Genomic DNA, 24,749 nt, shown 5'->3' with positions numbered 1-24,749 from the left:
AGATGAAACGACATATGCTTGTAAAAGAAGCGGTGCGCGAAATATGGAAAAGCCGCAATCGTTTCTTTTCTATTTTAGGGATCGTCGCGCTGGGCGTCGGGTTTTTTGCCGGCGTCAAGGCGAGCTGTCCCGACATGAAGCTCACGATGAAGCAGTATTACGAGCAGACTGCCCTTAGCGATATTCATCTTGTTTCCACATACGGTTTTAACGAGAACGATTTAAAGGCGATCGAAGAGGTTTCGGGCATAAGGGAAATGATGCCCGCTTATTCTGTCGATACGTTTGTAGATTCTGGCGAGCGTGCGGATACCATCGTAAAAGTGCTGTCCATTAAAACGTCAGGGGCGGGCGAGGATGGAAACGAGCTCAATAAACCTGTGCTCAAAGAGGGCAGGCTGCCTGAAAAAGCGGGCGAATGCGTGGTGGAAAAGAACATCCATTCGCCGGAAAATTTTGAGATCGGGCAGACGGTCAGGCTGCTCGCGGGCAAAGAGGACGACGATCTTTTTGATACGCTCAAGGTAGACGAATTCACCATCGTAGGGATCGTGGAATCGTCTTCTTTTATTTCCTTTGACCGTGGCAAGGCGCAGATCGGCGACGGGGAAATCGATTGCTTCATGATGATTCCCGAGCAGGATTTTGTACTGGACGTGTATACGGACGTGTACCTGACGATGGCGGACACCGAGGGGAAAGACCCGTTCGAGCAACCGTACAAAGACGCGGCGGCCGGTGCGGTGGCAACCTTTGAAAAAGTCGCGGAGCAGCGCGAGGGCGCGCGCTACGACGAGATCGTGAGCGAAGCGCAGGAAAAGATCGACGACGGGAAAAAGGAATTAGCGGACGGAAAGCAGACGCAGCAAACGGAGCTTGCGGACGCGCAAAAGAAAATAGACGACGCGCAAAAGGAACTGGACGACGGACAGGCGGCCTTGGACGAAAAGCGGAACGAATACGATACGCAGATCGCGGACGCGCAGCAGGAGCTTGACGATGCGCGCTCGCAGGCGGCGGAGGGAAACGCGCAATACGAGGACGGGCTTGCGCAATATAAAGACGGCCTTGCGCAATACGAGGACGGGCTTGCGCAGTTTGAGGCGCAAAAAGAAGCGGCGGAGCAGCAGCTGGCGGATTTGAAACAGCAGGCGGCGGACTTGCAGGCGCGTATTGACAGCGCACAGGCACAAATCGATGAGGGGCGTGCGCTCGTTTCCGGCGTTGACGGCGTGACCGCGGGCTTTGCAAACCAGTTTGTGCCGGATTTATCTTACCTGCCCGCAGACGTTGCCGCCGTAATCGACGCTTCCTCCGCGCTGGACGCACTGCTCCCGCCGGGGACGCTGCCGTCCGGCGTGAGCGTCAAAACGCTGCTGCAAAGCTATGTGACGCTCGATCCGTCAAACCCCGCGCAGGCGGCGCAGAAATCGGCTGCCTGCGCGCAGCTCGGCGGCATCACGGCGGGGGTGTCTTCCGCGCTCGACAGCTCTGAAGCGCAGCTCGCGCCCGCGAAGGAGGGGCTTGCGCAGCTTCGAGCGGGCATCAGCGACGGAGAAAATAAGCTGGCGGCGACGGAAAAGCAACTGGCGGACAGCAAGGCGGAGCTTGACGAAGCCAAAAAGACGCTGGACGATTCGCGCGCGCAATTAGACGCGGCGGATTCCCAGATCGCCTCCGGGCAGGCGGAGCTTGACAGGCAGAAAGCTTCGGGCGCGCGGCAGCTTGCGGACGCACAGGAAAAATTGAATGACGGGCAGCGGGAATTAGACGACGCCCGCAGGGAATATGAAGAAGGCAAGGCGGAATCCGACCGGGAGATCGCCGACGCGCAGCAGGAGCTTGACGACGCGGAGCAGCAGCTTGCGGACGTGAAAAAACCGGTCTGGTATGTTTGGGACAGAAGCAACAACCCAGGCTATTCCAGCTATCAGGACGACGCGGAAAAGGTGGACGCGATCGCCTCGGTGTTCCCGTTGTTCTTTATCCTGGTGGCAGCGCTCGTCTGCTTCACGACCATGACGCGCATGGTGGAGGAGCAGCGCACGCAGATCGGCACGTTAAAGGCGCTGGGGTATTCCAGCCGGTCGATCATGGCAAAATACCTGTGGTACGCCATCACGGCGAGCGTGCTGGGCAGTATCATAGGGCTTACGATCGGCTTTACGCTGTTCCCCAAAGTGGTGATCGACGCCTACCATTTGCGCTATTTTATGCCAGAAGGCTTAACGCCTTTCCACTGGGATTACGCTTTTTGGTGCACTGCCGTATCCATCGCGGTAACGGGCTTTTCCGCCTGGGCGGCAGGGTATAAGGTGCTGCGGGAACAACCGGCGCAGCTGATGCGCCCCAAGGCGCCGCCGGGCGGCAAACGCGTGCTGCTCGAAAAATGGACGTGGCTGTGGAACAAGCTTTCCTTTACGCATAAGGTAACGATGCGCAACATCTTCCGCTACAAAAACCGCGTGCTGATGACGGTCATCGGCATCGCCGGATGTACGGCGCTTATGCTCACGGGCTTCGGCCTGCAATATTCCATCGGTTCGATCGTAGACAAGCAGTTTAACGAGATTTCCGTATACGACGCGCTCGGGTCTTTGGATGACGAAACGACGGCAGACGACCTTTCCGTTATCCAGCAAAAAGTCGCGGATACGCCGGGCGTGAAAGACGAAATGCTGCTTTATTACAAAGGGCTTGACGTTTTTGACGCGAACGGGAAAAAGGTGAGCGCCACCGCGTTTGTGCCGGAAGAGCCGGAGGAGATCGGCAACTATATCACCCTGCGCACGCGCGAGGATAAGCAGCCGCTTACGCTCACGGACGACGGGGCGGTCATCAATGAAAAGCTCTCGAAGCTGCTCGGGCTGAAAGTGGGCGATACGTTTAAGATAACGGATGCGGACGGCAACAGCGCGCAGGCAAAGGTAAGCGGCATTACGGAAAACTACGCGATGAACTACGTCTACATGACGCCGGATTATTACGCGCAGCTTTTCGGCGGCAAGCCGCAGAGCAATATGTTCGCGATGGATATGGAGCAGGGAACGGACCTTTCCGCGCTTTCGCAAACGCTGCTTACGTACGACCATGTGCAAGGGCTTTCGTACGCGAGCGATACGACGGAGCAGTTCGCGGACATGGTGGACAGTATGAACAGTATCATGCTGGTAATCATCATCTCGGCGGGGCTGCTGGCCTTTATCGTCATGTACAACCTCGTCAATATCAACGTGACGGAGCGCATGCGCGAGCTTGCGACCATCAAGGTGCTCGGGTTTTACGACGGCGAGGTATCCGCCTATATCTACCGCGAGAACAATATTTCCGCGGTGATCGGCATGGCGGTGGGGTTGGTGCTGGGCATATTCTTGGAGAAGTTCGTCGTCAGTACGGCGGAGGTGGACATCGTCATGTTCGCGCCCGAAATCCCGTGGACGGCCTTCGTGTATGCGGGCTTGCTCACGCTGGCCTTTGCCTTCATTGTGAATTTCGTGCTGCACTTCAAGCTGAAAAAGATCGACATGGTGGAATCCATGAAATCGATCGAATGACAGGGCAAACAAAAGCCCGGCAGGTTTTTTATCCGCCGGGCTTTTTTGTGTCCCTTTATTCCCGCTGCTTTTTCAGCAGGGCCGCAGCGCTGGTTTTAGCCGTGGTGTTCGTGCGGGGTACGCGGCGTGAAGAATGGAAGGAACAGGGAAAGCGGCAGGCGCGTTGATCCTCCCTGCCGCTCTTTACTTTATTTTCCATTTTCGTGCGAAAAGGTAGACTTTTTTATCCATTTCATTTATACTGTTTTTATTAAAGAAAATGATATAATCTCACACTTTTCAGGCTGGAAAAGCGCACGATCCGGTATATTTACTCCGTGGATAAAAAAGTCTACCTTTCTGACCGGGGGGCGGGTTTGCGCGGACAGGGTGGCAAGGGCTATGGACGGACATAAAAAAGAAGACCTGCTGGATGTGCTCGCGAGGCAGGCGGATTGTGCTTATTTGTCAGAATTGAGGAACCCCAAGGTATATCCTCTTGTTGCGGACGCGCTGAAACGGATCGACCCGGAGGAATACAGCGTACGCGAATGGGAGGAAGCCGCTTATTATATCGCAGGGGAAAGGATATCGGCGCAGGACGGGACGCAGGCGCGAAAAACCCTGCTGGAAAAGATCGGCAAGGTAAACGTGCGCGCATGAAAGAGAACGGGTAACAAGGGCGATGCCCGCCATACATAGCGGAAAAGGCACCTTTCACGGCGCCTTTTTTTATTTGGCGAAAGCTCGTTGATTTAATCAATTTTGGTTTAAAATATGGTATAATAAAAGATACTGATTTTTTAGGGATAGGAGAGAACATGAAGCGTTTTGAATTGCATTCCAAATACGCGCCCGCCGGAGACCAGCCAAAGGCGATCGACGAGCTGGTGCGCGGGATAGAAGACAAAAAGCGCGCGCAGGTGCTTTTGGGCGTTACGGGCAGCGGGAAAACGTTTACTATGGCCAACGTGATCGCGCGTACGCAGCGGCCCGCGCTCATTTTGGCGCACAACAAGACGCTCGCGGCGCAGCTCGCGAGCGAGTTCCGGGAATTCTTCCCCAACAATGCGGTGGAATTTTTTGTTTCGTATTATGATTATTACCAGCCGGAAGCCTATGTGCCCGGGCGCGACCTGTATATCGAAAAGGATTCGAGCGTCAACGACGAGATCGACAAAATGCGCCATTCGGCAACGTCCGCGCTTTTGGAGCGTAAGGACGTGATCGTGATCGCGAGCGTATCGTGCATCTATTCCATCGGCGCGCCGGAGGACTACGGGAACCTCGCGGTAGCGCTGCGGGAGGGCATGGAATACCCGCGCGAAGCATTGCTGGAAAAGCTGGTGTCCATCAATTATATGAGAAACGATATCGATATGTCGCGCGGCACGTTCCGCGTACGCGGCGAGGTGGTGGAAATTTTCCCCATGGGGACGAGCGAGCGGGCGGTGCGCGTGGATTATTTCGGCGACGAGATCGAGCAAATCTCGGAGATCGACGCGCTCACGGGAAGGAAGCTCACCAAAGAAAAATACGTCATCATCTTTCCCGCGTCGCATTACGCGATGGAGCATGAAAAGGTGCTTGCGCACATCCCGGACATCAAAAAGGACATGCTCGCGCAGGTCGAGATGTTCAAGCAAAAGGGCAAGCTGCTGGAAGCGGAGCGCATTGCCCAACGTACCATGTACGACATGGAGATGCTGAAGGAGCTGGGGTATTGCTCGGGCATCGAAAACTATTCGCGCTACTTTGACGGCCGCAGGCCGGGCGAGCCGCCATATACGCTGATGGATTATTTCCCGGACGATTACCTGTTGTTCGTGGACGAATCGCATGTAACGCTGCCGCAGGTGCGCGCCATGTACAACGGAGACCGCGCCCGCAAGCAGATGCTGGTGGATTACGGCTTCCGCCTGCCGTCCGCGTTTGACAACCGCCCGCTGCAATTCAGCGAATTCAACGCGCGGGTAAACCAGGCGATATACGTTTCGGCGACGCCCGCGGAGTATGAACGGGATCTGGCGGACGGAAAAGTGGTGGAGCAGATCGTCCGCCCGACAGGGCTACTCGATCCTGCGATCGAGATACGCAAAACGCAGGGGCAGCTGGACGACCTGTTAGGCGAGATCGGCGAGGTCGCCGGGCGGGGCAGGCGCGTGCTGGTGACGACGCTCACCAAGCGGCTGGCGGAGCGGCTGACGGAATACTATACGGAAATGGGTATTCGCGTGAAGTATATGCATTCGGATATCGATACGTTGGAGCGCATCGAGATCGTGCGCGGGCTGCGATTAGGGGAATTCGACGTGCTGGTGGGCATCAACCTGCTGCGCGAGGGGCTGGACATCCCGGAGATCGAGCTGGTCGCTATCCTCGACGCGGACAAGGAAGGCTTTTTGCGCAACGAAACGTCGCTCATACAGACCATCGGGCGCGCAGCGCGTAACGCGCAGGGCCGCGTGATCCTGTATGCGGACACCATCACGCGTTCCATCAAGGCGGCGGTAAGCGAGACGGAGCGCCGCCGCGCGTTGCAGAAAGAATATAACGAAAAGAACGGCATTACGCCGACGTCCATCTCAAAAGAGGTGAGCGACGCGCTCGCCATCTCGCAGAAGGCGGACGAGGAGGATACGCTTAAAAACCTCTCGCGGGAAGAGCGCAATATGCGTATCGATATCCTGACGCAGCAGATGAAGCAGGCCGCCGCGGAGCTGGAGTTCGAGGTCGCCGCCAAGCTGCGCGACATGATCGAGGAACTGCAAAAGAAGAAAAAATAATTTCTATATACAAGAGGAGAAGGTATGGATTACTTACACATCAAGGGTGCGCGCGAGCATAACTTAAAGAACATAGATATCTCGCTCCCGCGCGACAAATTCATCGTGATCACCGGGCTTTCGGGCAGCGGAAAATCGTCGCTGGCGTTCGACACCATCTACGCCGAGGGACAGCGGCGGTATGTGGAATCCTTGTCGTCGTATGCGCGGCAGTTTTTGGGACAGATGGAAAAACCGGAGGTAGACCAGATCGACGGCCTTTCTCCCGCGATCTCCATCGACCAGAAAACGACCGCCCGCAACCCGCGTTCCACGGTGGGTACGGTGACGGAGATACACGACTACCTGCGGCTTTTATACGCGAGGGCAGGCGAGGTATACTGCACCAAGTGCGGCAAAAAGATATCGCGCCAGACGGTCGACCAGATGGTCGACCAGGTCATGAAAAACCCGGAGGGGACAAAGCTGATGATCCTCGCGCCCGTGATCCGCGCGAAAAAGGGCGAGCACAAGAAGGTACTGGAAGATTTAGCCAAGGAAGGCTTTACACGTGCCGTTGTGGACGGGCAGACGCGTGAGCTGGACGAGGAGATCAAGCTCGAAAAACAGAAAAAGCACACGATCGCCGCAGTGATCGACCGTATCATCATCAAAGAAGGCAGCGCCAAGCGCGTGACGGATTCCATCGAAACGGCGCTGCACATGGCGGGCGGGCTGGTGATCGTCAAAAATATGGAGACAGGCGAAGAAAAGCTGATGAACGAGAATTTTGCCTGTGCGGACTGCGGCGTGAGCATCGAGGAGCTGACCCCGCGCATGTTTTCCTTCAACAGCCCGTTCGGCGCCTGCCCGCAGTGTACGGGGCTGGGCATGCTGCTGAAAATAGACCCTGACCTCATCGTACCGGACAAGACCAAGACGCTGCGCGAGGGCGCGGTCAAGGCGTCGGGCTGGAATTTCGGCGCAGTGGGCACCATCGCCAAAAACTACCTCGATGCGATGATGAAGCGTTACAACTTCGATATGGATACGCCGTATGAGGACTTGTCCGATGAAGTGAAGCACGCGCTTTTATACGGTACGGATGGGGAAAAGCTGCGCGTGGAATACGACGGTATGGGCGGCGCGGGCTATTACAACGCAGCCTTCGAGGGCATCGTGCCCAATTTGGAGCGCCGTTACCAGGAGACAACGTCCGAATACATGAAAGGCGAGATCGAAAGCTACATGGTGGAAACGCCGTGCCCCGTGTGCCACGGGCAGCGTTACAAGCCGGAAACGCTTGCCGTTAAAATCGGGGACAAGAACATTGCGGAGCTTTCGGAACTGTCCATCCGCGCGGCGCGCGAATATGTGAATAACGTAAAGCTGGATAACAAACAGAAAATGATCGCCGAGCGCGTGATGAAGGAATTAAACGCGCGCTTCGACTTTTTGATCAACGTGGGCCTTGACTACCTGACGCTGTCGCGCGCGGCAGGGACGCTCTCAGGCGGCGAAGCGCAGCGTATTCGCCTGGCGACGCAGATCGGCAGCGGGCTGATGGGCGTGCTTTACATTCTGGACGAGCCGAGCATTGGGCTGCACCAGAAAGATAACGATAAGCTGCTCACGACCCTCAAAGGGCTGCGCGACCTCGGAAATACGCTGATCGTAGTCGAGCATGACGAGGAAACGATGCTCAACGCGGATTACATCGTAGACATCGGGCCGGGCGCGGGCGCGCACGGCGGCAAGGTCGTCGCCAAGGGTACGCCCAGGGAGATCATGGAAAACAAGAAGAGCATCACCGGCCAGTACCTGTCGGGCGCCAAGCTCATCCGCATTCCCGCAAAGGTGCGAAAGCCCAAGCAGTGGATCACCGTCAGGGGGGCGCAGGAGAATAATTTGCGTAACATCGACGTGGCTTTTCCTACGGGCGTGATCACGGCGGTGACGGGCGTATCGGGAAGCGGCAAGAGCACGCTTGTCAACCACATCCTGAAAAAAGCCTCCATGCAGCGGTTTTACCATTCCAAGGACAGGCCGGGAAAGCATAAGGCCATCGAGGGGCTGGAATATGTGGACAAGGTCGTGGACATCGACCAGTCTCCCATCGGGCGCACGCCGCGTTCCAATCCGGCGACGTATACGGGAATGTTCGACATGATCCGCGATCTTTTTGCCATGACGCAGGACGCGAAGGCGCGCGGCTACCAGAAGGGCCGTTTTTCCTTCAATGTAAAGGGCGGGCGCTGCGAGGCGTGCCGCGGCGACGGCATCATCAAGATCGAGATGCACTTTTTGCCGGACGTATACGTGCCGTGCGAGGTGTGCAAGGGACAGCGATACAACCGTGAGACGCTGGAGGTGCGCTATAAGGGCAAGAACATCTTTGAAGTGCTGGACATGACGGTGGAAGAAGCGTACAAGTTCTTTGAGAACATCCCGCGCATCGAAAGCAAGCTCAAGGTGCTGATGGACGTGGGCCTTTCGTATATCAAGCTGGGGCAGCCCTCGACGACGCTGTCGGGCGGCGAGGCGCAGCGCGTCAAGCTGGCGACGCACCTTTCCAAAAAACAGACGGGCAATACGCTGTTCATCCTCGACGAGCCGACGACGGGCCTGCACATGGACGACGTCAAAAAACTGGTCAAGGTCTTAAACCGCCTGGCGGACAAGGGAAACACGGTGGTGGTCATCGAGCATAACCTCGACGTGGTCAAAAGCGCGGACTACATCATCGACATGGGGCCGGACGGGGGAGACAAGGGCGGCACGGTGATCGCCAAGGGCACGCCCAAAGAGGTCGCGGCCAATAAAAAGAGCTATACGGGGCAGTACCTGAAGCGTATTTTCGACAACGCCACACCCGAGCACTATTTGCAGCCGAAAAAGAAGAAATAGGGGAACGGCCATGCGTCAACATACGATTACCATAGATACAGGAAAATGCATCGGGTGCGGGCTGTGCAAACAGGATTGCCCGGCAGATAATATAGAAATAACGAACGCAAAAGCCCTTGTCAGGAAACAGGACTGCCTCATGTGCGGGCACTGCGTCGCGGTTTGTCCCAAAGCCGCAGTATCCATAAGCGGCTTTGACGAACCGCCGGAGGAATTTGCAAAGCAAACGATACTTTCACCAAAAGAGCTCCTGGCAGCGATCAAGACGAGACGGAGCATCCGCCGCTTCAAGCAGGAGGATATCCCGGATGAAGTGATCCGGCAGATCATCGAGGCGGGGCGGTTTACACCCAGCGCAGTCAATGCGCAGGATGTTTCGTACCTTGTGCTCAAAGATGGAAGAGAAAAGGCGGAGAAAATGGCAGTCGGGCTTTTCAGGCGTTTGCTGCCGGTCGCCTCCCTTTTCAGCAAAGAAGCAAGGGACAGGAGGGATATCGCCATAGACGATCATTTTTTCTTTAAAAAAGCGCCGGCAGCCATTGTGATCGTATCAAAAACGAAGGTCAACGGCGCGCTGGCCGCAGCCAATATGGCGCTGATGGCCGAGGCAAACGGCTTGGGCGTGCTCTACAGCGGGCTTTTTACGATAGCGGTAAATGTTTCCGGCAAGCTGCGCAGGACGCTGGGCCTGGGCCGTAAACAAAAGGCCGTGACCACGCTGGTGCTCGGCTATCCGGATATCAACTATCGCCGCACGGCGCAGCGCGAGAGCGCAAACGTCCGCTGCCAGCACTAAATTCTTCTTCATTCATTTCCTCCTTCGTGCGTGTCCCTGCAGCGGCAATACTGCCTTTCATATTCGTCCGTATCCACACAAATGGGGACGATGCGTATGCAAAAACCATCGCAGAGGACATTTTCTATGGGGGTAGGGTCGGGGATCGGCGCGCCTTCCTGTTCCATATCATATAAAATGAGGGACAGCGCGTCCTCCGCCATCTCCAGTGCCTGCGCAAGCGTAGCGCCGCAGGAGACGCAGCTCTCGATGTCGGGAAAACAGACGGCATAAAGACCGTCCGCCTCTTGCTTTAAAACAGCCGGGTATTGATAGGTTGCCATCAGGACACCTCCTGTTTTAGGCCCGCCTGCCTGAGGATCGCCGCGAGGGTTCCTGCGGGCATCTCTTCGGTGCGGTGGCGGGACACGGGAAACGTATTGCGCGTCAGCGGGCTGTAATATAGGTCGTGCCGTCCGCCCTCGCGCTTTAATGTGATACCGTTTTTCAAAAGAAGTTTGGTGAGCTCGCTTACTTTCATGAATCGTTCCCCTGGCCTGCTCCCAGTATACCACGTTTTCAAAAAATGTAAATGTCGACGCGGAGAGGTGGGTTTGCCGGCAAAGGGCATATTGTATACTGCAATAAATATTTTGGTTTACAATTAAATTATACTGTGCTATACTGGGGTTCGTATCCACAAATGACGGGGGAAAACAAGCAATGGAAACAATACCCAAAAAACAGGCGGCGACGAGGGACATCATCCTGTGCGCGCTGTTTGCCGCACTCATCGCCATCGGCGCGTTCATCCGTATTCCCATTCCCTATGTGCCCATTACCTTCCAGGGATTTTTTGTCCTGCTGGCAGGTTTTTTACTGGGGCCGAAATACGGCAGCATCTCCATGCTGGTGTATATCGCGCTCGGCCTGGTGGGGCTGCCCATTTTCACGGAGGGCGGCGGCGTGATGTATGTATTAAAGCCGACGTTTGGCTTTTTGATCGGTTTTGCGGTATGCGCGCTGATCGCGGGCTGGCGCGTACGAAAACTCAAAAAGCTGACGGTAGGGAAACTGTTCCTGACGGGAATGCTCGCCATGGTTCCCGTATACCTGATCGGCGTCGTTTATTTCTATCTCATCATGAACTACGTCATGCAGACACCCATCGGCGTATGGGCCGCGGTCTGGTCGTGCATCATCATGGTGCTGCCCGCGGATGTCCTGCGCTGCCTGCTCGCTTCGTGGCTGGCCAAGCGGCTGCTTCCCGTGCTCAAAAAGGGGGCGGCCTGATGGGCTTTGTGGAAAGCATGGCGCATAAGGCGATCGCAGGACAGGCGGTCACCAAAAAAGAGGCGGTTTTGCTGGCGCGGGAGGATACAAGCAGCCTTTGCGCCGCCGCCAGCCGGATACGCAAGGAACGCTGCGGCGATACCTTTGACCTGTGCTCCATCGTCAACGGGAAAAGTGGGAGGTGCCCGGAGGACTGCAGGTATTGCGCGCAGTCTGCGCATTATGAAACAGCGACGGAATTTTACGGCCTGCTCAGTAGGGAGGAGATCGTCACCGCCGCGCAGAGGAGCCTTGCGGGCGGCGCACAGCGTTTTTCCATCGTGACCTCCGGCAGGAAGCTGACGCGGGAAGAGGTCACGGCGCTGTGCGAAACCTACCGCGCGCTCAAAAGGGCGTGCCCGCAGCTTCGCCTGTGCGCGTCGCACGGCCTGCTGGACGAACAGGAATTCGCGATGTTAAAAGAGGCCGGGGTGGAGCGCTACCACAACAACCTGGAAACGTCGCGCGGCTTTTTTGGGAAAATCTGCACCACCCATTCCTATGACGATAAGCTGGAAACGATACGCCGCGCAAAAAACGCAGGATTGGCTGTTTGCAGCGGCGGGATCATCGGCATGGGCGAGGGTATGGCCGAGCGCATTGACCTCGCGATTGAGCTGCGCGGATTGGAAGTGCGTTCCGTACCGCTCAACATCTTAAACCCGATCAAAGGCACGCCCCTTGGAGGCATGCCGGCATTGCCGCAGGAAGAGCTGCGGCGGAGCGCGGCAATTTTCCGCTTCCTGCTCCCGGATGCGGCGATCCGCCTTGCCGGGGGAAGGAACCGCTTGCGCGCGGGCGGCAGGGAGATGCTGGAGGCGGGCGTGAATGCCGCCATCACGGGCGATATGCTCACCACGTCGGGCGCAGCCTTCCAAAGCGACCGGGAAATGATCGCCGCGTGCGGATTCCGGGCAGGGCTGCTCTAAGATACAAATGTTAAATTTGTATAAAAACTCGAAAAAGCTGGTTGTATCTTAAAATTTGTGGTGATATAATGAACATACTAACATGAAAAAGGCGGCACGGAGATGAAAATACGTCCGAACTTATACCTGATCGTAGGGATTTTAGCGATTGCTATCAATATTATTTTAGGGCAGTTTATCATGATGCAAAACAGTTTTATTGATTTTGCGCAGGGCTTTTTGTGTGCGATCGGTATTTTCTTCTGTGTCATCGGCCTTTTCGACCAGCACAACAAGATGACGAAGGGAAACCCCGAAAACAAATAACATGGGATAATAAAAGGACAGGCAAGTCGCCTGTCCTTTTTTGATGCCTGCTTATTTTTATTTTTTGCGCAGCACGTACACCGCCGGGTAAAGCCCGCCCGCGTCGAACGTAGCGCGCTTCAGCATTTCAAAATTGTTACAGCTTTTGATCAGGCCTTCCGTAAGGTTTTTTTCGTGCGTATATAAAACGGCGATACCCTTTTCCGTCAGTATTTCCGGCAGGATGCGGAAATACGCTTTATACAGACGCTCGTTGTGCGAATGACTGCCCACGCGCAGGCCAAAGGGCATATTGACGAGGATCTCGTCGTATTTCTTGGCGGTGAATTTCAACGCGTCGATGTAGTGGAACTGCGGATGCACATGCGCATAGCGGCTGTTCTCCTTGGCAGCCTCGATGGCCGTCATGTTGATATCCGCCCCCGTCAGGGAATGATGCGGGTAAAAGCCGCGCTCATAAAGCATGGTGCCGCTGCCGCAGAAGTTGTCGAGCACGCGTGCGTCCGGGTTGAAAAACTCGCTGGCATATGCGCATACGCTTGCCGCCACGCCCGGGTTGATGCTTGCGGAGATCGCTTTTTTGCGGTAAGAAAAGCGATTATCCGTGAGGGGATTTAAGAACACCTGCGCGCTGTCCCCATCGATCTCGATCATGATCTCCACCGAATAGGAGGAAGGCGTATTGATAAGCTGCTTCATGGCTGCCACGCACTTTTTGATGATATCGATGCGCACCTCATGCGCTACGCTGCGTACCTCAAGGCGGTAGCCCGTCACGCCCGTGCGCTGCATGACCGCCGCCTCGCGCTGGGAAAGAAACGCGGGCAGCTCGCCCACAGGCGAACAGCCGAGGTAGATATATGCGTCCGTGTAGGCGCGCAATTTATAAATATCATAGAAATCGGCAAGGGAGGTTACGGCAATGTATTTGCCGAACTTGCGGGGGGAAAGGCCCGCTTCCTTGCACTGGGAATAGGTGACGTTTAAGTTGGGTGACGCGAGCACGATCACGTCCGAGGGAAGGACGCGTACGCGTGCCTTGGTGCGCATCACGAAATTTGCCAGCGCCTTGCTCAAAGCCGCGCTTTCTTCGTCGCGGTGTTTTTCCAAATCGCTGCGCAGCTGGTAGGATTCCAAAAACCGTTTGGCGCGGTCGCTTTTGGCCCGCCCGATGGCGAGCAGGTAGGAGGGAAGCGCAAACACGGTCTGTTCGTGCATTACGCCCTCGATGAGCTCGTCAAGGTAATCCGCCGCGCATGTGTTGCCGATGACCTGTGCCGCGAGCATGCGCACCTTTGGGTCGGCGTCCCGCAGCAGCTTCAAAAGCCCGTCGATATTTGCAAGGGCGACATCCTTGGCACGTTCGCCGAGGTCGGCCAAAATACGCAAAGCGGCGCGCGCGTTGCCGCCCTTTGTCTGTGCGTATACACGCTGCAGCCCTCCGCTTTTCAGCAATTCGGCAAGGCCTTCTTTGCGCTCGGCTGCCGGAAGTTCGTTATAGCTTTCTACAAATTCCGTGATTTCTGCTGTTTTCATTGTACTCCCATACTCTCGAAAATAACGTCCAGTACGTTTTTGGTACCGTCCGCTTCCTTACTGTTTTCCATCGACTGGATCATTTCATCTTTGTGCGCGGACAGCTCTTCCAGTGCGCCGAGGAGGGCCTGCGCATCCAGCTTTTCCTGTTCCAGTACGCGTGCATACCCGCGCTTTTCAAAATATCGGGCGTTCAGGATCTGGTCGCCGCGGCTCGCGGAAAGCGGGAGCGGCACAAGCAAAGCAGGCAGCTTCAAAGCCAGAAATTCAAAAATGGCATTGGCGCCGGAACGCGAAAGGGCAAGGTCTGCCGCCGCGAATACGTCGGAAAGGCCGTCTTCCATATATTCATATTGCCTATAGCTGTCTTTGCCTTCAAGCCCGGGATTGAGCTTGCCTTTGCCTCGGAGATGGACGATGTCGTAACGCCCGCAAAGGGGCTCGATCGCCGCATCCACCGCGTCGTTTAACGCCTGGGCCCCCAGAGAGCCTCCCATTATTAATAACACCGGTTTACTGCCGCTAAACCGCAGCTTCAAAAGCCCGCGCGTGCGATCCCCCGCAAGGAGGTCGCATCGGATGGGCGACCCTGTGAGCGTGCTGCCTGAAAAACGCGCCTCCTCCGTATCGAAAGACAGGCAGATCTTCTGCGCTTTTTTGATGCACAGCCTGTTGGCAAGGCCGGGCGTATAGTCGCTTTCATGCAGGATAACGGGAATTTTAAGCTTTGCCGCCGCCCAGACGACGGGTACGGATACAAAGCCTCCTTTGGCAAAAACAAGGTCGGGCCGCAGCTCCTTTAATATTTGTTTGGCTTCCTTTGTTCCCTTGAATATCTTGAAAATATCCGTCACGTTTTTGAGGCTCGCGTAGCGGCGCATCTTTCCCGCGCTGATCGCGTGGAAGGGGATATCGTGTACAAGCGTCTTTTCGATACCGTCTGCGGTACCGACATAATGTACGTCTATACCATGGCTCAGCAGGCCGGGCACAAGCGCTAAGTTGGGCGTGACATGACCCGCGCTGCCGCCGCCTGTGAGTACGATTTTCTTTTGTGTGCTTTCCATAAAAATATACCTCTCCGATTGGCCCGCGGTATCCACAAAAGCGCGTGGACAAAGCAAAAAGGCCAACATCTATCATAGCACAAGAAGAGGCCTCCCGCAATAGCGCGTTGCCCGCCAATCTTAAGAAAGGTTTCATAGTTAGGGCGTTGAATGAAGTGGGTATCTATGATATATTAAATTTGATGAAAAAAGCGATGTAACGGGGTTTTTCTATGAAAATACTGATTTTGAGCATGACGGTCGGGCAGGGACACAATGCGACAAGTAAAGCGCTGCGCGCGTGTATGGAGCAAAGGGGCCATACGTGCGAGATTTTAGATACTTACAAATTCCTCGCAAAGCCCATCGGCCTCGGCTTTGACAAGGGGTATACCGCAATGGGCAGGTTTGTGCCCAAGCTGAACGAGAACATCTACAAGGCCGCGGAAAAGGCCAACGGGCGCTCGGACATGAAAATGTATTTCCCGTGGGCGTTTGCCAACCTGACCAAAAGCAAGATGCAGAAATACATCGAGGAAACAAAGCCGGATGTGATCGTCTGTTCCATCGTCATGACGGCGATCCTCATCACTTCCTTGAAGGAAGCGGGCATGATCGACCCGGACATCAAAAGCATCGGCATCGTGACAGACTATTCGCTGCACCCGTTCTGGGAATATACGGCAATGGACTATTTCGTCGCGGCCAACGAGCTGCTGATCCCGGAGTTTACAGCCCGGGGCATCGCCGAAAACAAGATATTGCCCACAGGCATCCCGATCGCGCCGAAGTTCGCGCGCTGTATCGCGCAAAAAGAAGCGCGGGAAAAGCTGGGGCTGGATCCGGATATGTTCACCGTGCTCATGGCTTCGGGCGGCATGGGGTTTGCGGGCCTCGTGCCCGTGCTGCAGGACATCGATACGGTGGAGGGGACGCAGGTCGTCACCATATGCGGCACGAACACGCGGCTGAAAAACAAGCTGCTGGCCATGGATTTCAACAACCCGGTGCATATTTTGGGGTTTGTGGATAATATGGACGAATACATCGACGCGGCGGACGCGGTCATCACCAAGCCGGGCGGGCTTTCCACATCGGAGGCCATCGCCAAGGAAAAGCCGATGATCCTCACTAAGCCCATGCCGGGCGTGGAAAACATGAACATTGCTTTCCTGCTCAACAATTCGCTGGCGGTGCACGCGAACGAATACCAGCCCTTGAGCATGGTCTTAAAGCAGATGCGGCTCAATGATGTAAAGTTGAGCGAAATGAAGCGCGCACAAAAGAAATGGGGCAAAAAAAACAGTGCGGGTATGCTGGCAAAGTTTATCGAAAAGCTGGTGTAACGAATCAAAAAAAGGCATCCGGTATGGATGCCTTTTTTATATGCTTTGATCAGTCGAGCCCAGCGGGTTTTTCTGTCGCACGGTCGCACGGAACGTGTCCGCAGTTGCCGCAGGCAGCAGCACCCTGGCCGTTTGTCGTGTCGACCCTCTTGTCCATTGCGTGGTTGATCACGCCGTTGAAGGGGAAGTGGCCGCAAGCCCAGATTTCGTCCGCTTTGACTTTCCAGTTTTCAGCGATCTTGTCCGTCTTTGCCGTCAATACGTCAACGCCCTCAAGATCCAAGTCCTGTGTCGGATGCGCGCCGGATTCGTTGACAGCTTTACGCAGTCCTTCCGGATTGTCAAGCAGCGGGCACGGACGCAGCAGGTTGTCGGAGAACGGCTGGCCTTCCTGGTATTTACGGAAGAGCGGGCTGCCGAGAGCCTCTTCCAGCGTACATTCGTTGATGTTGTGCGTCGCATAATGGATGAACGCGCACGGTTCGCAGTCGCCGTTGGAGTTGATGTGGAAGTAACGGCGCCCGCCAGCGATACATCCGCCGACATATTCGCCGTCGTTCCAGAAATCGAGGATGAAAAGCGGCTTATATTCACGCATCTCGCGAACACGCTTGTACATATAAGCACGCTGCTCAGGCGTTACGCACAGATCCATAACAGCATCCTTGCCGATGGGCATGTAGGTGAACAGCCAACCGAACAGGCAGCCTGCTTCGATCATCGTATCGTTCCATTCGTCGCTGGCGATCGTCTTGTAGTTCTGGCTGTGGTAGCATGCGGAATAGCCGAAGGGGATACCAGCGTCTTTCAAGAGCTTCATCGCCTTCATGACCTTGTCGTACGTTCCCTGGCCGCGGCGTGCATCCGTTTCTTCGGGCGTACCTTCCACAGAGATCATGAACGTGAAGTTACCCACGCGCAGCAAGTCCTGCACGAAGTCTTCGTCGATCAGCGTAGCGTTCGTGAATGCGCCGAAAGCGCAATCGGAATGTTTTTCCGCAAGACGGATCAGGTCTTTTTTACGAACGAGCGGCTCGCCGCCGGAGAACAGGTATACATAGATACCGAGTTCCTTGCCCTGCTCGATGATCTCGTCCATCTTTTCGTAAGTCAGGTTGTAGTGCTTGCCGTATTCGGCAGCCCAGCAGCCGATACATTTCAGGTTGCAAGCAGACGTCGGGTCCATGAGGATCGCCCACGGAACCTGAACGCCCATTTCCTTACCCTTTGCCTGCGCGATGGGCATGCCCTTGACGCCGGAATTGAGGAAGAAGTTCAGAATAAAACGCTTCAAATAGTTTACGTTGACGTCGGTCAGCACGCGCTTCATGAGCACGCCCTGCCATGTCTGCTGATCCCACCAATCCTGGAAATTTTTCACGGATTTGTTCCACTGGTTGCCCTTTGTAAAGTTGTCCGCCCATTTCAGGAGCTTGGGAAGATTCTTCACCGGGTCTTTTTCCAGATACTTAAAGGCTGCCGAAAAAGCAACGTTTGCGCCTGCGCCTTTAATTGCGTCTTTTACACTTGCCATAATAATAAAACCTCCAAATAAATCCTGTGTGCCTGTTGCGACATATCTCTGAAAAACCTTATATGAACGCAGTTCATTTAATGTACATAATACGTTCTGAAAATGAAAAAGTCAAGGCGGAAAAGGCTTTTTAATGGGCTTTTGAGGGCAAAAGGGCACTCCTGTGAACGTGCGTTCATTTAAAAAATGCGATATCTTCGCATTTGGGGAAATAATTCGGAAAATGTTCAAATATAAATTTTTTAAAAATTTTTTTTGGAAAGGGCGCTAATTTGTCATGAAAAGTTACATTAAGGTGATGGAGATGGTATAATATTGTAAGAAATCGACTGGAAAAGGGATGGGGCAATCTATCATGAAGAGGCGCGAAGAGATCAAGGAACTGTTAAAGGAACGCGGGGAGATCACCTTAAGGGAGCTGGAAGCAGCGTTTCCCGATTGCTCGGGGGTCACGCTGCGGCGGGACTTGAAGTTTTTGGAGGAGCAGGGCGCGCTCAAGCGTACGCACGGCGGCGCCGTCGCCCTGCACAAGCTTTCCCTGGAAGCGGAGAATGTCTTTTCGCAGCGCGCGACGGAGTGTGTGGGGGAAAAGTGCCAGATCGCGAAAAAGGCGGTAAAGTTCATAGAACCCGGCCGCTCCATTTATATCGACGCAGGCTCCACGATGATGCAGTTTGTAAAAGAGATGCCCGACGAATACCTCTCCGTGCTGACCTCCGGGGTAAATATTGCCCTGGAGCTCATCAAAAAGCAGAAGCTGAGCGTTACGCTGATCGGCGGGCAGGTAAACCGCAATACGGTCGCCGTATCAGGGACGAACTGCACGCGTTTCATACAGGAAGTGAATATTGACACCGCCTTTTTGGCGGCCAGCGGTTTTTCGATTGAAAACGGTTTTACGACAGGAACGTATACGGAAGCGGAGATCAAGAAGGAAGTGCTTGGGCGGGCGCGCCGGGTCATTATATTGATGGACAGCAACAAGATGGGCAAGGTGCTGCCGTTCACGTTTGCAAACATGGAAGACATTGAAGTCCTCGTCTCCGACGACGGGCTGGACAAGAACGGGCTGCGCGTTGCGAACAGTACGGGCGTGGAGATCGTATAAACGCTGCGCGCTGAATGTCCGAAAAAGTCCGGCAGATGTCCGCCAAAGTCCGGGGCGGGCGTGGTATGATGGGATCGTAAAAAAATATGGGAAGGAGCACAGGGATGTGCTTCTTTTTTTATGGAAAGGAAAAGGAAAAATGGGAAAAGAACAGCACAGCGAGCGGGATGCACGGATACGCAGGCAGGAAGAGGAGCGGGCGCGGCAGAAGCGCGAGGCGGAGCGGCGCAGGAAAGAAGAGGAACGTAAACGGCAGGAAGAAGAGGAACGTAAGCGCAGGCAGCAAGAAGCGGAGGAGCGGGCAAAGCAGGCGGCGCTGGAGGCAGCGCAATCCGGGTGGCAGCCGCCGCAGGGGGAGGACAAAAAGACCTCGACGCAGGCGGCACAGTTCGGGTGGCAGCCGCCGCGGGGGAACGACAAAAAGGCGTCGCTGGAGGCAGCGCAATCCGGGTGGCAGCCGCCGCAGGGGGAGGACAAAAAGGCGTCGACGCAGGCTGCGCAGTTCGGATGGCAGCCGCCGCAGGGGGACGACAAAAAGGCGTCGACGCAGGCAGCGCAGTTTGGATGGCAGCCGCCGCAGGGGAACGACAAAAAGGCGTCGACGCAGGCGGCACAGTTTGGGTGGCAGCCGCCGCAGATGCAAAAGCAGGCAGGGGAGAAGGAAGGCGCGCCACAGGCGCAGGGCAAGCCATACGCGCGGACGCTGATGGACAATGTGCTGGCGCACGAGGGAGATACGGGCGACCCGTTTTTGATGGAACTGAACCGTGACAGCTGGGAGCAGGAATACAGGGAAGGCAGGATAAAGGCGTTCAAGGAGGCTGTGGGGCAGTTGGCGGGGCAGCTGATGTCGGGCGAGGTAAAACCGGCGGAAGGGACAGACAAGCAGGGAAACTGGACGGATGGAGACCTGTCGGATCCGTTTTTGCAGGGGCTGTTTGGGGAGGAAGAACTGAAAAACGAGTTTGTGCAAGGGCAGATGGAACAGTTTATGCCCGCGCTGGAGAGGCGGATCGCGCAGCTGCGGGACAAGGTGAATCCGAGCTCGGCGAGGAGAGAAAGTCCCCTGGGGGACAAGGTGAATCCGAGCTCGGCGACGAGACAAGGTGAATCGCCGCAAGGCGAGAGAGGGCGCGCTGGCGCGGAAGGCCCCCTGGGGGGCAAGGTGAGCGGGCAGACGGAGGAGCCGCAGCAAAAAGATACGGCATATGGAACGAATATGGTGTATACTATGGATAAAGACGACAAAAAGGCGTCGACGGAGGCCGCGCAATCCGGGTGGCAGCCGCCGCAGGGGAACGACAAAAAGGCATCGACGGAGGCGGCGCAGTTTGGGTGGCAGCCGCCGCAAGAGCCGTTGCCTGCGACACTGGAGGGAATGCGGGACTATTTGAAAGCACATCCGAATGAAACGATCCACGGTGTGAACGCGGCGATGCTGGATGATTTCGAGCAGCAGATGGATGAGGCACAAAACAGCGGGCCGCAATGGACGACCTCTGGTGCTGCAGAATGGAATAAAGCATGTTGCAGCACTGTCCCTGGGGCGACTCTTTCCGAGAATGGAGAAGCTTTGATTGTCGATGGACGAACCTATCCAATTAACCCCAGCCGGCCTGAGAGTAACAGCGAGCAGATTATCGAGGCGCCATGGGAAACCGTTGGTAGCTATACACAAACCAATGTTTCCTTTGATCCTGCAAAAGGTTTTGCAAAGATGAGCCTGGAGGGGATGGATGGCGATTCCGGCACGGATTTAGGGAATGGAAATGTGTACGAACCTAAGGGAAGCAAGGCGTCGGCAGGTGCCGAGATAGTATTAAATGCTTTGGGATTTGTACTGGATTCCGTAAGCAGCGTAGATTATACGGTGACCCTGTTAGAAAAGAACAAGGGGACAACGGATGAAAAAACACAGGCGATTGTTGAAATCGCTACGTCGGAGGATCGGCAGAAGAAAGCTAATCTTAAGCCTGGCAGGGAATATAGCCTGATTAATGATATTGCAGGAATACCCGGATACAAAACAGCTGATGCAGAAAATGCTGCGAAAAGTAGCTATGAGTTATATACAGGTAATACACCAGACCCAAATAAACAGTATGATGTCGTATGTACATACAGTAAGGAATACCTGGATAATCCAACTATTGGGCGATTGGAGCAAGACAAGGACGGAAATGTTGTTTGCAAACCATATCTTACCGGGGTCAAGATCGAGATCGTTGAATATGGCGGAGGAAAAATAACGAAGCGTATTCCGCTGACAGACGGTACTGGTCATGTGTTTTTTGGACAGCGAGATAGTATATCGATTGACAAAATTTCATAGGAGAGGAGAACAGCGATGATAACATGGGTAAAGAAAAACCGGATGCTGCTTTTAAAAATCGCAGCGGTGGCGGCGTACTTCATTTTTGCGGCATATGGTATGATTAGTTACAGCGTTTTGCCGGACTTTGAATCGCGGTGGGGCGTGGAAGAATTTACACGAGGAACCGTGATGATCAGCCTCCTGCTGTACCTATTCACATGGCTTTACAAGTGGGCAATCAGGGGAAAGGTGCGGGGGTGGCATGTGCAAAGCGTTCTGATCGTAGTATGCGGCCTGGGCATACGGCTGCTGTTGGACGCTGCATATGTGTTCCATTACCCGATGGGGTCGGATGCCTTTGGGACAATGCTGCTATATCATGGCTATATAAGCTGGATCGCGTTACTGGCAATCATGTTGCTGGCGTTTTTTGTACTGGATAGGCGCAGGGCCGTCTTGGGTAAAACGTCCGTACAAAAGGGGATCAGCATTGCGCTGGTTGTACTGCTCATATCCTTTGCCATCCTTATTATTGTGACGATACAGGGCAATACGCCGATGGAGCCGGTGAAGCTGGACAACGTCATTGCTTTGCTTGGTGCGTTTACGAGAGGCGTGTCCCAATGGGACTTAAGCACAGCTGTAGAAAAATGCGTTGTGGTTTGGAATTTGATGTTCTTCTTCCTGCTTTGGATCAACACAAAACCGGCAGCCGATAAAACTTTGTTACAAGAGACCTTGAACTAAAAGAGATTGGACGTGTAAACGAAGGGAGCCCTCCGCGCTATGCGGAGGGCGTTTTTTATTTCCCTGAAAACCGTTTCCATAAAATTTTCAAAAAAAACCATATCTTATATTGCCTAATAGTATGAAATCAGATACAATGGGATAGTATGTTAATTATTTAACAATATATCGCATGAATTGCGGAAAAACGGAGGAGCCTAAAACGTGGATCTTGAAATGAAGAAGAAACTCGACTCGATTTTGAGCGAGCACAGCAAACAGTCAGAAATCATTCCCATCCTGCAGGACATCCAGAAGGATTACCGTTACTTGCCAAAAGAGGCGCTCTCATATGTGGCCGGAAAGCTTAACGTGGGGGAAGCGAAGGTGTATTCCATTGCCACCTTCTACGAGAATTTTTCATTGGAGCCCAAGGGCAAATACGTGATCAAGATCTGCGACGGGACGGCGTGCCATGTGCGCAAGTCCATACCGATCTTAGACGCGCTCCGCAAAAAACTGCATTTGACGGATAAAAAAAAGACGACGGAAGATATGCTGTATACGGTGGAAACGGTCTCCTGCCTGGGGGCATGCGGCCTTGCGCCTGTGCTGACGGTCAATGACAAGGTCTACCCGGCCATGACGCCCGAATCGGCGTGCGAGTTGCTGGATACGCTGAAATAAACCGCTTTAGGGGAGAATATAACGGTATGATACAAAATGTGGCAGAACTGAATCAAACGAAAGAGCAATATAAAAAATCGCTCGACGCGCAGTATAAGAAGGTGCTGGTATGCGCGGGCACGGGCTGCGTGGCGGGGGGATCGCTGGAGATCTATGAACGTTTAAAGGAATTGGCAGAGCGAAAGGGCCTCCCTGTGTCGGTGGAACTGAAAGCGGAGCCGCACGAGGAGATCGCCTTTAAAAAGAGCGGCTGCCACGGCTTTTGCGAAATGGGGCCGCTGCTGCGCATCGAGCCGCACGGCTGGCTGTATGTCAAAGTGAAGCCGGAGGACTGTGAAGAAATCCTCGAAAAAAGCCTTGTGGGCAGCGAACCGGTGCAGCGCCTGCTGTTCACGCAGGACGGCAAAGCGTACGCGGCGCAGGAGGACATCCCGTTTTACAGCAAGCAGACGCGGATGGTGCTTTCCAACTGCGGGCACACGGATACGGAATCATTGATGGAATATATCGCGCGCGGCGGCTACCAGGCGGTTGCGAAGGCGCTTTTCGATATGCAGCCGGAAGGCATTGTGCAGGAAATCCTTGACTGCGGCCTGCGCGGGCGCGGCGGCGGCGGGTTCCCTACGGGACGCAAGCTGCAGCAGGTCGCGCGGCAGGCGGAACCTGTGAAATATGTGGTGTGCAACGGCGATGAGGGAGACCCGGGCGCGTTCATGGACAGGAGCATCATGGAAGGCGATTCACACCGCATGATCGAAGGGATGATGATCGCGGGCATCGCGGCAGGCGCCCACGAAGGGTATATCTACGTGCGGTCGGAATATCCGTTGGCAGTCAAGCGCTTGCAAACGGCTATCGCTGCTGCGCGTAAAGAGGGGCTTTTGGGAGAGGATATCCTCGGCAGCGGCTTTGCCTTTGACCTTAAAATCAACCAGGGCGCGGGCGCGTTCGTATGCGGCGAGGGCAGCGCGCTGACAGCTTCCATCGAGGGAAACCGAGGCATGCCGCGCGTCAAGCCGCCGCGCACGGTGGAGCAGGGGTTGTTCGGCAAGCCGACGGTGCTTTCCAATGTAGAGACATACGCCAACATCCCCATGATCATTTTGGAAGGAGCCGATTGGTATAGGAAGATGGGCACGGAATCAAGCCCGGGAACCAAGGCGTTCGCCTTAACGGGCAACGTCAACAACACCGGCCTCATCGAAGTACCGATGGGAACGACGCTGCGGGAGATCATCTTTGATATCGGCGGCGGCGTGAAAAACGGCAAGGAATTCAAAGCGGTACAGATCGGCGGGCCTTCGGGCGGCTGCCTTACCAAGGAACACCTCGACCTGCCGCTTGATTTTGATTCGCTCAAAAAGGTGGGCGCGATGATCGGCTCGGGCGGCCTTGTGGTCATGGACGAGGATACCTGCATGGTCGAAGTGGCGCGTTTCTTCATGAACTTCACGCAAAACGAATCGTGCGGCAAATGCGTGCCGTGCCGCGAGGGTACGATGCGTATGCTGGAGATTTTGGAACGTATCGTTGCGGGCAAGGGAGAAAAGGAAGACCTCGATATGCTGCGCGAGCTGGCGGATACCATCTCCAAGACCGCGCTGTGCGGCCTCGGAAAGACGGCGCCGTCGCCGGTGATCAGTACGCTCAAATATTTTGAAGACGAATACTTAAAGCACGTCGTGGATAAAAAGTGCCCGGCGAAAAACTGCCAGGCGATGAAGCGGTACGTGATTGTAAGCGAGCAGTGCAAGGGATGCAGCAAGTGCGCGCGGCAGTGCCCGGTCGGGGCGATCACGGGTGAGGTCAAGCACCCGTACACGATCGGCCAGGACAAGTGCATCAAGTGCGGCGCGTGCGTCGATGCCTGCAACTTTAACGCTGTCATCGAGCAGTTTTAACGGA

General features: G+C 55.0%; 20 protein-coding genes. 15 read left to right on the top strand and 5 right to left on the bottom strand.

Translation table 11 applies throughout. The features are described from left to right. Positions 1 to 2 precede the first annotated feature (2 nt). The 6 genes from BN6471_RS10990 to BN6471_RS10970 all read left to right on the top strand — a co-directional run bounded on the left by BN6471_RS10990 (position 3) and on the right by BN6471_RS10970 (position 10,001). Positions 3 to 3,554, top strand: a complete 3,552-nt coding sequence (locus BN6471_RS10990) for an FtsX-like permease family protein (protein ID WP_147554020.1) — start codon at positions 3 to 5, stop codon at positions 3,552 to 3,554. Next, complete coding sequence (locus tag BN6471_RS12945) at positions 3,551 to 3,721, top strand: hypothetical protein (protein WP_156511793.1); 171 nt, start codon at positions 3,551 to 3,553, stop codon at positions 3,719 to 3,721. The genes BN6471_RS10990 and BN6471_RS12945 overlap by 4 nt, the downstream gene beginning before the upstream one ends. A 214-nt stretch (positions 3,722 to 3,935) precedes the next feature. Continuing rightward, positions 3,936 to 4,196, top strand: a complete 261-nt coding sequence (locus BN6471_RS10985; RefSeq protein WP_066648933.1) for a hypothetical protein — start codon at positions 3,936 to 3,938, stop codon at positions 4,194 to 4,196. Positions 4,197 to 4,354: 158 nt separating this feature from the next. Next, positions 4,355 to 6,319: an excinuclease ABC subunit UvrB gene (gene uvrB, locus BN6471_RS10980; protein ID WP_066648931.1), complete on the top strand. Its 1,965-nt coding sequence runs from the start codon at positions 4,355 to 4,357 to the stop codon at positions 6,317 to 6,319. 24 nt (positions 6,320 to 6,343) lie between these two features. Next, the gene (gene uvrA / locus BN6471_RS10975; protein ID WP_066648928.1) at positions 6,344 to 9,205 is read left to right on the top strand and encodes an excinuclease ABC subunit UvrA; all 2,862 of its coding nucleotides are present in this window, start codon (positions 6,344 to 6,346) and stop codon (positions 9,203 to 9,205) included. 10 nt (positions 9,206 to 9,215) lie between these two features. Beyond that, the gene (locus tag BN6471_RS10970; protein WP_066648926.1) at positions 9,216 to 10,001 is read left to right on the top strand and encodes a nitroreductase family protein; all 786 of its coding nucleotides are present in this window, start codon (positions 9,216 to 9,218) and stop codon (positions 9,999 to 10,001) included. A gap of 8 nt (positions 10,002 to 10,009) precedes the next feature. On the opposite strand, the gene BN6471_RS10965 is transcribed toward BN6471_RS10970, so the two are convergent. After that, on the bottom strand, positions 10,010 to 10,324 hold the full coding sequence (locus BN6471_RS10965) for a type II toxin-antitoxin system HicB family antitoxin (protein ID WP_066648923.1): 315 nt from the start codon (positions 10,322 to 10,324) through the stop codon (positions 10,010 to 10,012). Further along, a complete protein-coding gene (locus BN6471_RS10960; RefSeq protein ID WP_066648920.1) occupies positions 10,324 to 10,521 on the bottom strand; it encodes a type II toxin-antitoxin system HicA family toxin in 198 nt (65 codons plus the stop codon). Before BN6471_RS10960 ends, BN6471_RS10965 begins: the two co-directional genes overlap by 1 nt. Positions 10,522 to 10,703: 182 nt before the next feature. On the opposite strand from BN6471_RS10960, the gene BN6471_RS10955 reads away from it, so the two are divergent. The 3 genes from BN6471_RS10955 (at position 10,704) to BN6471_RS10945 (ending at position 12,547) form a co-directional block, all read left to right on the top strand. Next, positions 10,704 to 11,273 carry a biotin transporter BioY gene (locus tag BN6471_RS10955; RefSeq protein ID WP_066648917.1) on the top strand — a complete coding sequence of 190 codons (570 nt, stop codon included), beginning with the start codon at positions 10,704 to 10,706 and terminating at the stop codon, positions 11,271 to 11,273. After that, the gene (gene bioB / locus BN6471_RS10950; RefSeq protein WP_066648914.1) at positions 11,273 to 12,241 is read left to right on the top strand and encodes a biotin synthase BioB; all 969 of its coding nucleotides are present in this window, start codon (positions 11,273 to 11,275) and stop codon (positions 12,239 to 12,241) included. The genes BN6471_RS10955 and bioB overlap by 1 nt, the downstream gene beginning before the upstream one ends. A gap of 102 nt (positions 12,242 to 12,343) precedes the next feature. After that, positions 12,344 to 12,547, top strand: coding sequence for a hypothetical protein (locus tag BN6471_RS10945; RefSeq protein ID WP_066648911.1), 204 nt, complete (start codon positions 12,344 to 12,346; stop codon positions 12,545 to 12,547). 57 nt (positions 12,548 to 12,604) lie between these two features. On the opposite strand, the gene BN6471_RS10940 is transcribed toward BN6471_RS10945, so the two are convergent. Further along, positions 12,605 to 14,083 (bottom strand): methyltransferase, encoded by a 1,479-nt coding sequence (locus tag BN6471_RS10940; protein ID WP_066648909.1) that lies wholly within the window; start codon positions 14,081 to 14,083, stop codon positions 12,605 to 12,607. Then, entirely contained in the window at positions 14,080 to 15,150 is a 1,071-nt protein-coding gene (locus tag BN6471_RS10935; RefSeq protein ID WP_066650102.1) for an undecaprenyldiphospho-muramoylpentapeptide beta-N-acetylglucosaminyltransferase, read from the bottom strand. Before BN6471_RS10935 ends, BN6471_RS10940 begins: the two co-directional genes overlap by 4 nt. A 212-nt stretch (positions 15,151 to 15,362) precedes the next feature. Here BN6471_RS10935 and BN6471_RS10930 point away from each other — a divergent pair, with 212 nt between their 5' ends. Further along, the gene (locus tag BN6471_RS10930; protein WP_066648907.1) at positions 15,363 to 16,475 is read left to right on the top strand and encodes an MGDG synthase family glycosyltransferase; all 1,113 of its coding nucleotides are present in this window, start codon (positions 15,363 to 15,365) and stop codon (positions 16,473 to 16,475) included. Between the two features lie 49 nt (positions 16,476 to 16,524). On the opposite strand, the gene BN6471_RS10925 is transcribed toward BN6471_RS10930, so the two are convergent. Next, positions 16,525 to 18,009: a radical SAM/SPASM domain-containing protein gene (locus BN6471_RS10925; RefSeq protein WP_066648904.1), complete on the bottom strand. Its 1,485-nt coding sequence runs from the start codon at positions 18,007 to 18,009 to the stop codon at positions 16,525 to 16,527. A gap of 355 nt (positions 18,010 to 18,364) precedes the next feature. On the opposite strand from BN6471_RS10925, the gene BN6471_RS10920 reads away from it, so the two are divergent. The 5 genes from BN6471_RS10920 to BN6471_RS10900 all read left to right on the top strand — a co-directional run bounded on the left by BN6471_RS10920 (position 18,365) and on the right by BN6471_RS10900 (position 24,745). After that, complete coding sequence (locus BN6471_RS10920) at positions 18,365 to 19,117, top strand: DeoR/GlpR family DNA-binding transcription regulator (RefSeq protein ID WP_066650100.1); 753 nt, start codon at positions 18,365 to 18,367, stop codon at positions 19,115 to 19,117. A gap of 139 nt (positions 19,118 to 19,256) precedes the next feature. Further along, positions 19,257 to 21,449 (top strand): hypothetical protein, encoded by a 2,193-nt coding sequence (locus BN6471_RS10915; protein ID WP_147554019.1) that lies wholly within the window; start codon positions 19,257 to 19,259, stop codon positions 21,447 to 21,449. Positions 21,450 to 21,464: 15 nt separating this feature from the next. Then, positions 21,465 to 22,178: a hypothetical protein gene (locus BN6471_RS10910; protein ID WP_066648900.1), complete on the top strand. Its 714-nt coding sequence runs from the start codon at positions 21,465 to 21,467 to the stop codon at positions 22,176 to 22,178. Positions 22,179 to 22,394: 216 nt separating this feature from the next. Continuing rightward, positions 22,395 to 22,844: an NADH-quinone oxidoreductase subunit NuoE family protein gene (locus BN6471_RS10905; RefSeq protein WP_066650098.1), complete on the top strand. Its 450-nt coding sequence runs from the start codon at positions 22,395 to 22,397 to the stop codon at positions 22,842 to 22,844. A 26-nt stretch (positions 22,845 to 22,870) separates the two neighbouring features. Beyond that, positions 22,871 to 24,745, top strand: a complete 1,875-nt coding sequence (locus BN6471_RS10900) for an NADH-quinone oxidoreductase subunit NuoF (protein WP_066648899.1) — start codon at positions 22,871 to 22,873, stop codon at positions 24,743 to 24,745. Positions 24,746 to 24,749 lie beyond the last annotated feature (4 nt).

It is taken from the genome of Christensenella timonensis, from assembly GCF_900087015.1.
Classification (GTDB): Bacteria; Bacillota; Clostridia; order Christensenellales; family Christensenellaceae; genus Christensenella; species Christensenella timonensis.
This window is presented reverse-complemented; position numbering and strand designations above follow the sequence as displayed.

Coding starts and splice junctions, on each gene's coding strand:
- BN6471_RS10990 (WP_147554020.1), top strand. CDS start 3: ATGAAACGACATATGCTTGTAAAAGAAGCGGTGCGCGAAATATGGAAA.
- BN6471_RS12945 (WP_156511793.1), top strand. CDS start 3,551: ATGACAGGGCAAACAAAAGCCCGGCAGGTTTTTTATCCGCCGGGCTTT.
- BN6471_RS10985 (WP_066648933.1), top strand. CDS start 3,936: ATGGACGGACATAAAAAAGAAGACCTGCTGGATGTGCTCGCGAGGCAG.
- uvrB (WP_066648931.1), top strand. CDS start 4,355: ATGAAGCGTTTTGAATTGCATTCCAAATACGCGCCCGCCGGAGACCAG.
- uvrA (WP_066648928.1), top strand. CDS start 6,344: ATGGATTACTTACACATCAAGGGTGCGCGCGAGCATAACTTAAAGAAC.
- BN6471_RS10970 (WP_066648926.1), top strand. CDS start 9,216: ATGCGTCAACATACGATTACCATAGATACAGGAAAATGCATCGGGTGC.
- BN6471_RS10965 (WP_066648923.1), bottom strand. CDS start 10,324: ATGGCAACCTATCAATACCCGGCTGTTTTAAAGCAAGAGGCGGACGGT.
- BN6471_RS10960 (WP_066648920.1), bottom strand. CDS start 10,521: ATGAAAGTAAGCGAGCTCACCAAACTTCTTTTGAAAAACGGTATCACA.
- BN6471_RS10955 (WP_066648917.1), top strand. CDS start 10,704: ATGGAAACAATACCCAAAAAACAGGCGGCGACGAGGGACATCATCCTG.
- bioB (WP_066648914.1), top strand. CDS start 11,273: ATGGGCTTTGTGGAAAGCATGGCGCATAAGGCGATCGCAGGACAGGCG.
- BN6471_RS10945 (WP_066648911.1), top strand. CDS start 12,344: ATGAAAATACGTCCGAACTTATACCTGATCGTAGGGATTTTAGCGATT.
- BN6471_RS10940 (WP_066648909.1), bottom strand. CDS start 14,083: ATGAAAACAGCAGAAATCACGGAATTTGTAGAAAGCTATAACGAACTT.
- BN6471_RS10935 (WP_066650102.1), bottom strand. CDS start 15,150: ATGGAAAGCACACAAAAGAAAATCGTACTCACAGGCGGCGGCAGCGCG.
- BN6471_RS10930 (WP_066648907.1), top strand. CDS start 15,363: ATGAAAATACTGATTTTGAGCATGACGGTCGGGCAGGGACACAATGCG.
- BN6471_RS10925 (WP_066648904.1), bottom strand. CDS start 18,009: ATGGCAAGTGTAAAAGACGCAATTAAAGGCGCAGGCGCAAACGTTGCT.
- BN6471_RS10920 (WP_066650100.1), top strand. CDS start 18,365: ATGAAGAGGCGCGAAGAGATCAAGGAACTGTTAAAGGAACGCGGGGAG.
- BN6471_RS10915 (WP_147554019.1), top strand. CDS start 19,257: ATGGGAAAAGAACAGCACAGCGAGCGGGATGCACGGATACGCAGGCAG.
- BN6471_RS10910 (WP_066648900.1), top strand. CDS start 21,465: ATGATAACATGGGTAAAGAAAAACCGGATGCTGCTTTTAAAAATCGCA.
- BN6471_RS10905 (WP_066650098.1), top strand. CDS start 22,395: ATGAAGAAGAAACTCGACTCGATTTTGAGCGAGCACAGCAAACAGTCA.
- BN6471_RS10900 (WP_066648899.1), top strand. CDS start 22,871: ATGATACAAAATGTGGCAGAACTGAATCAAACGAAAGAGCAATATAAA.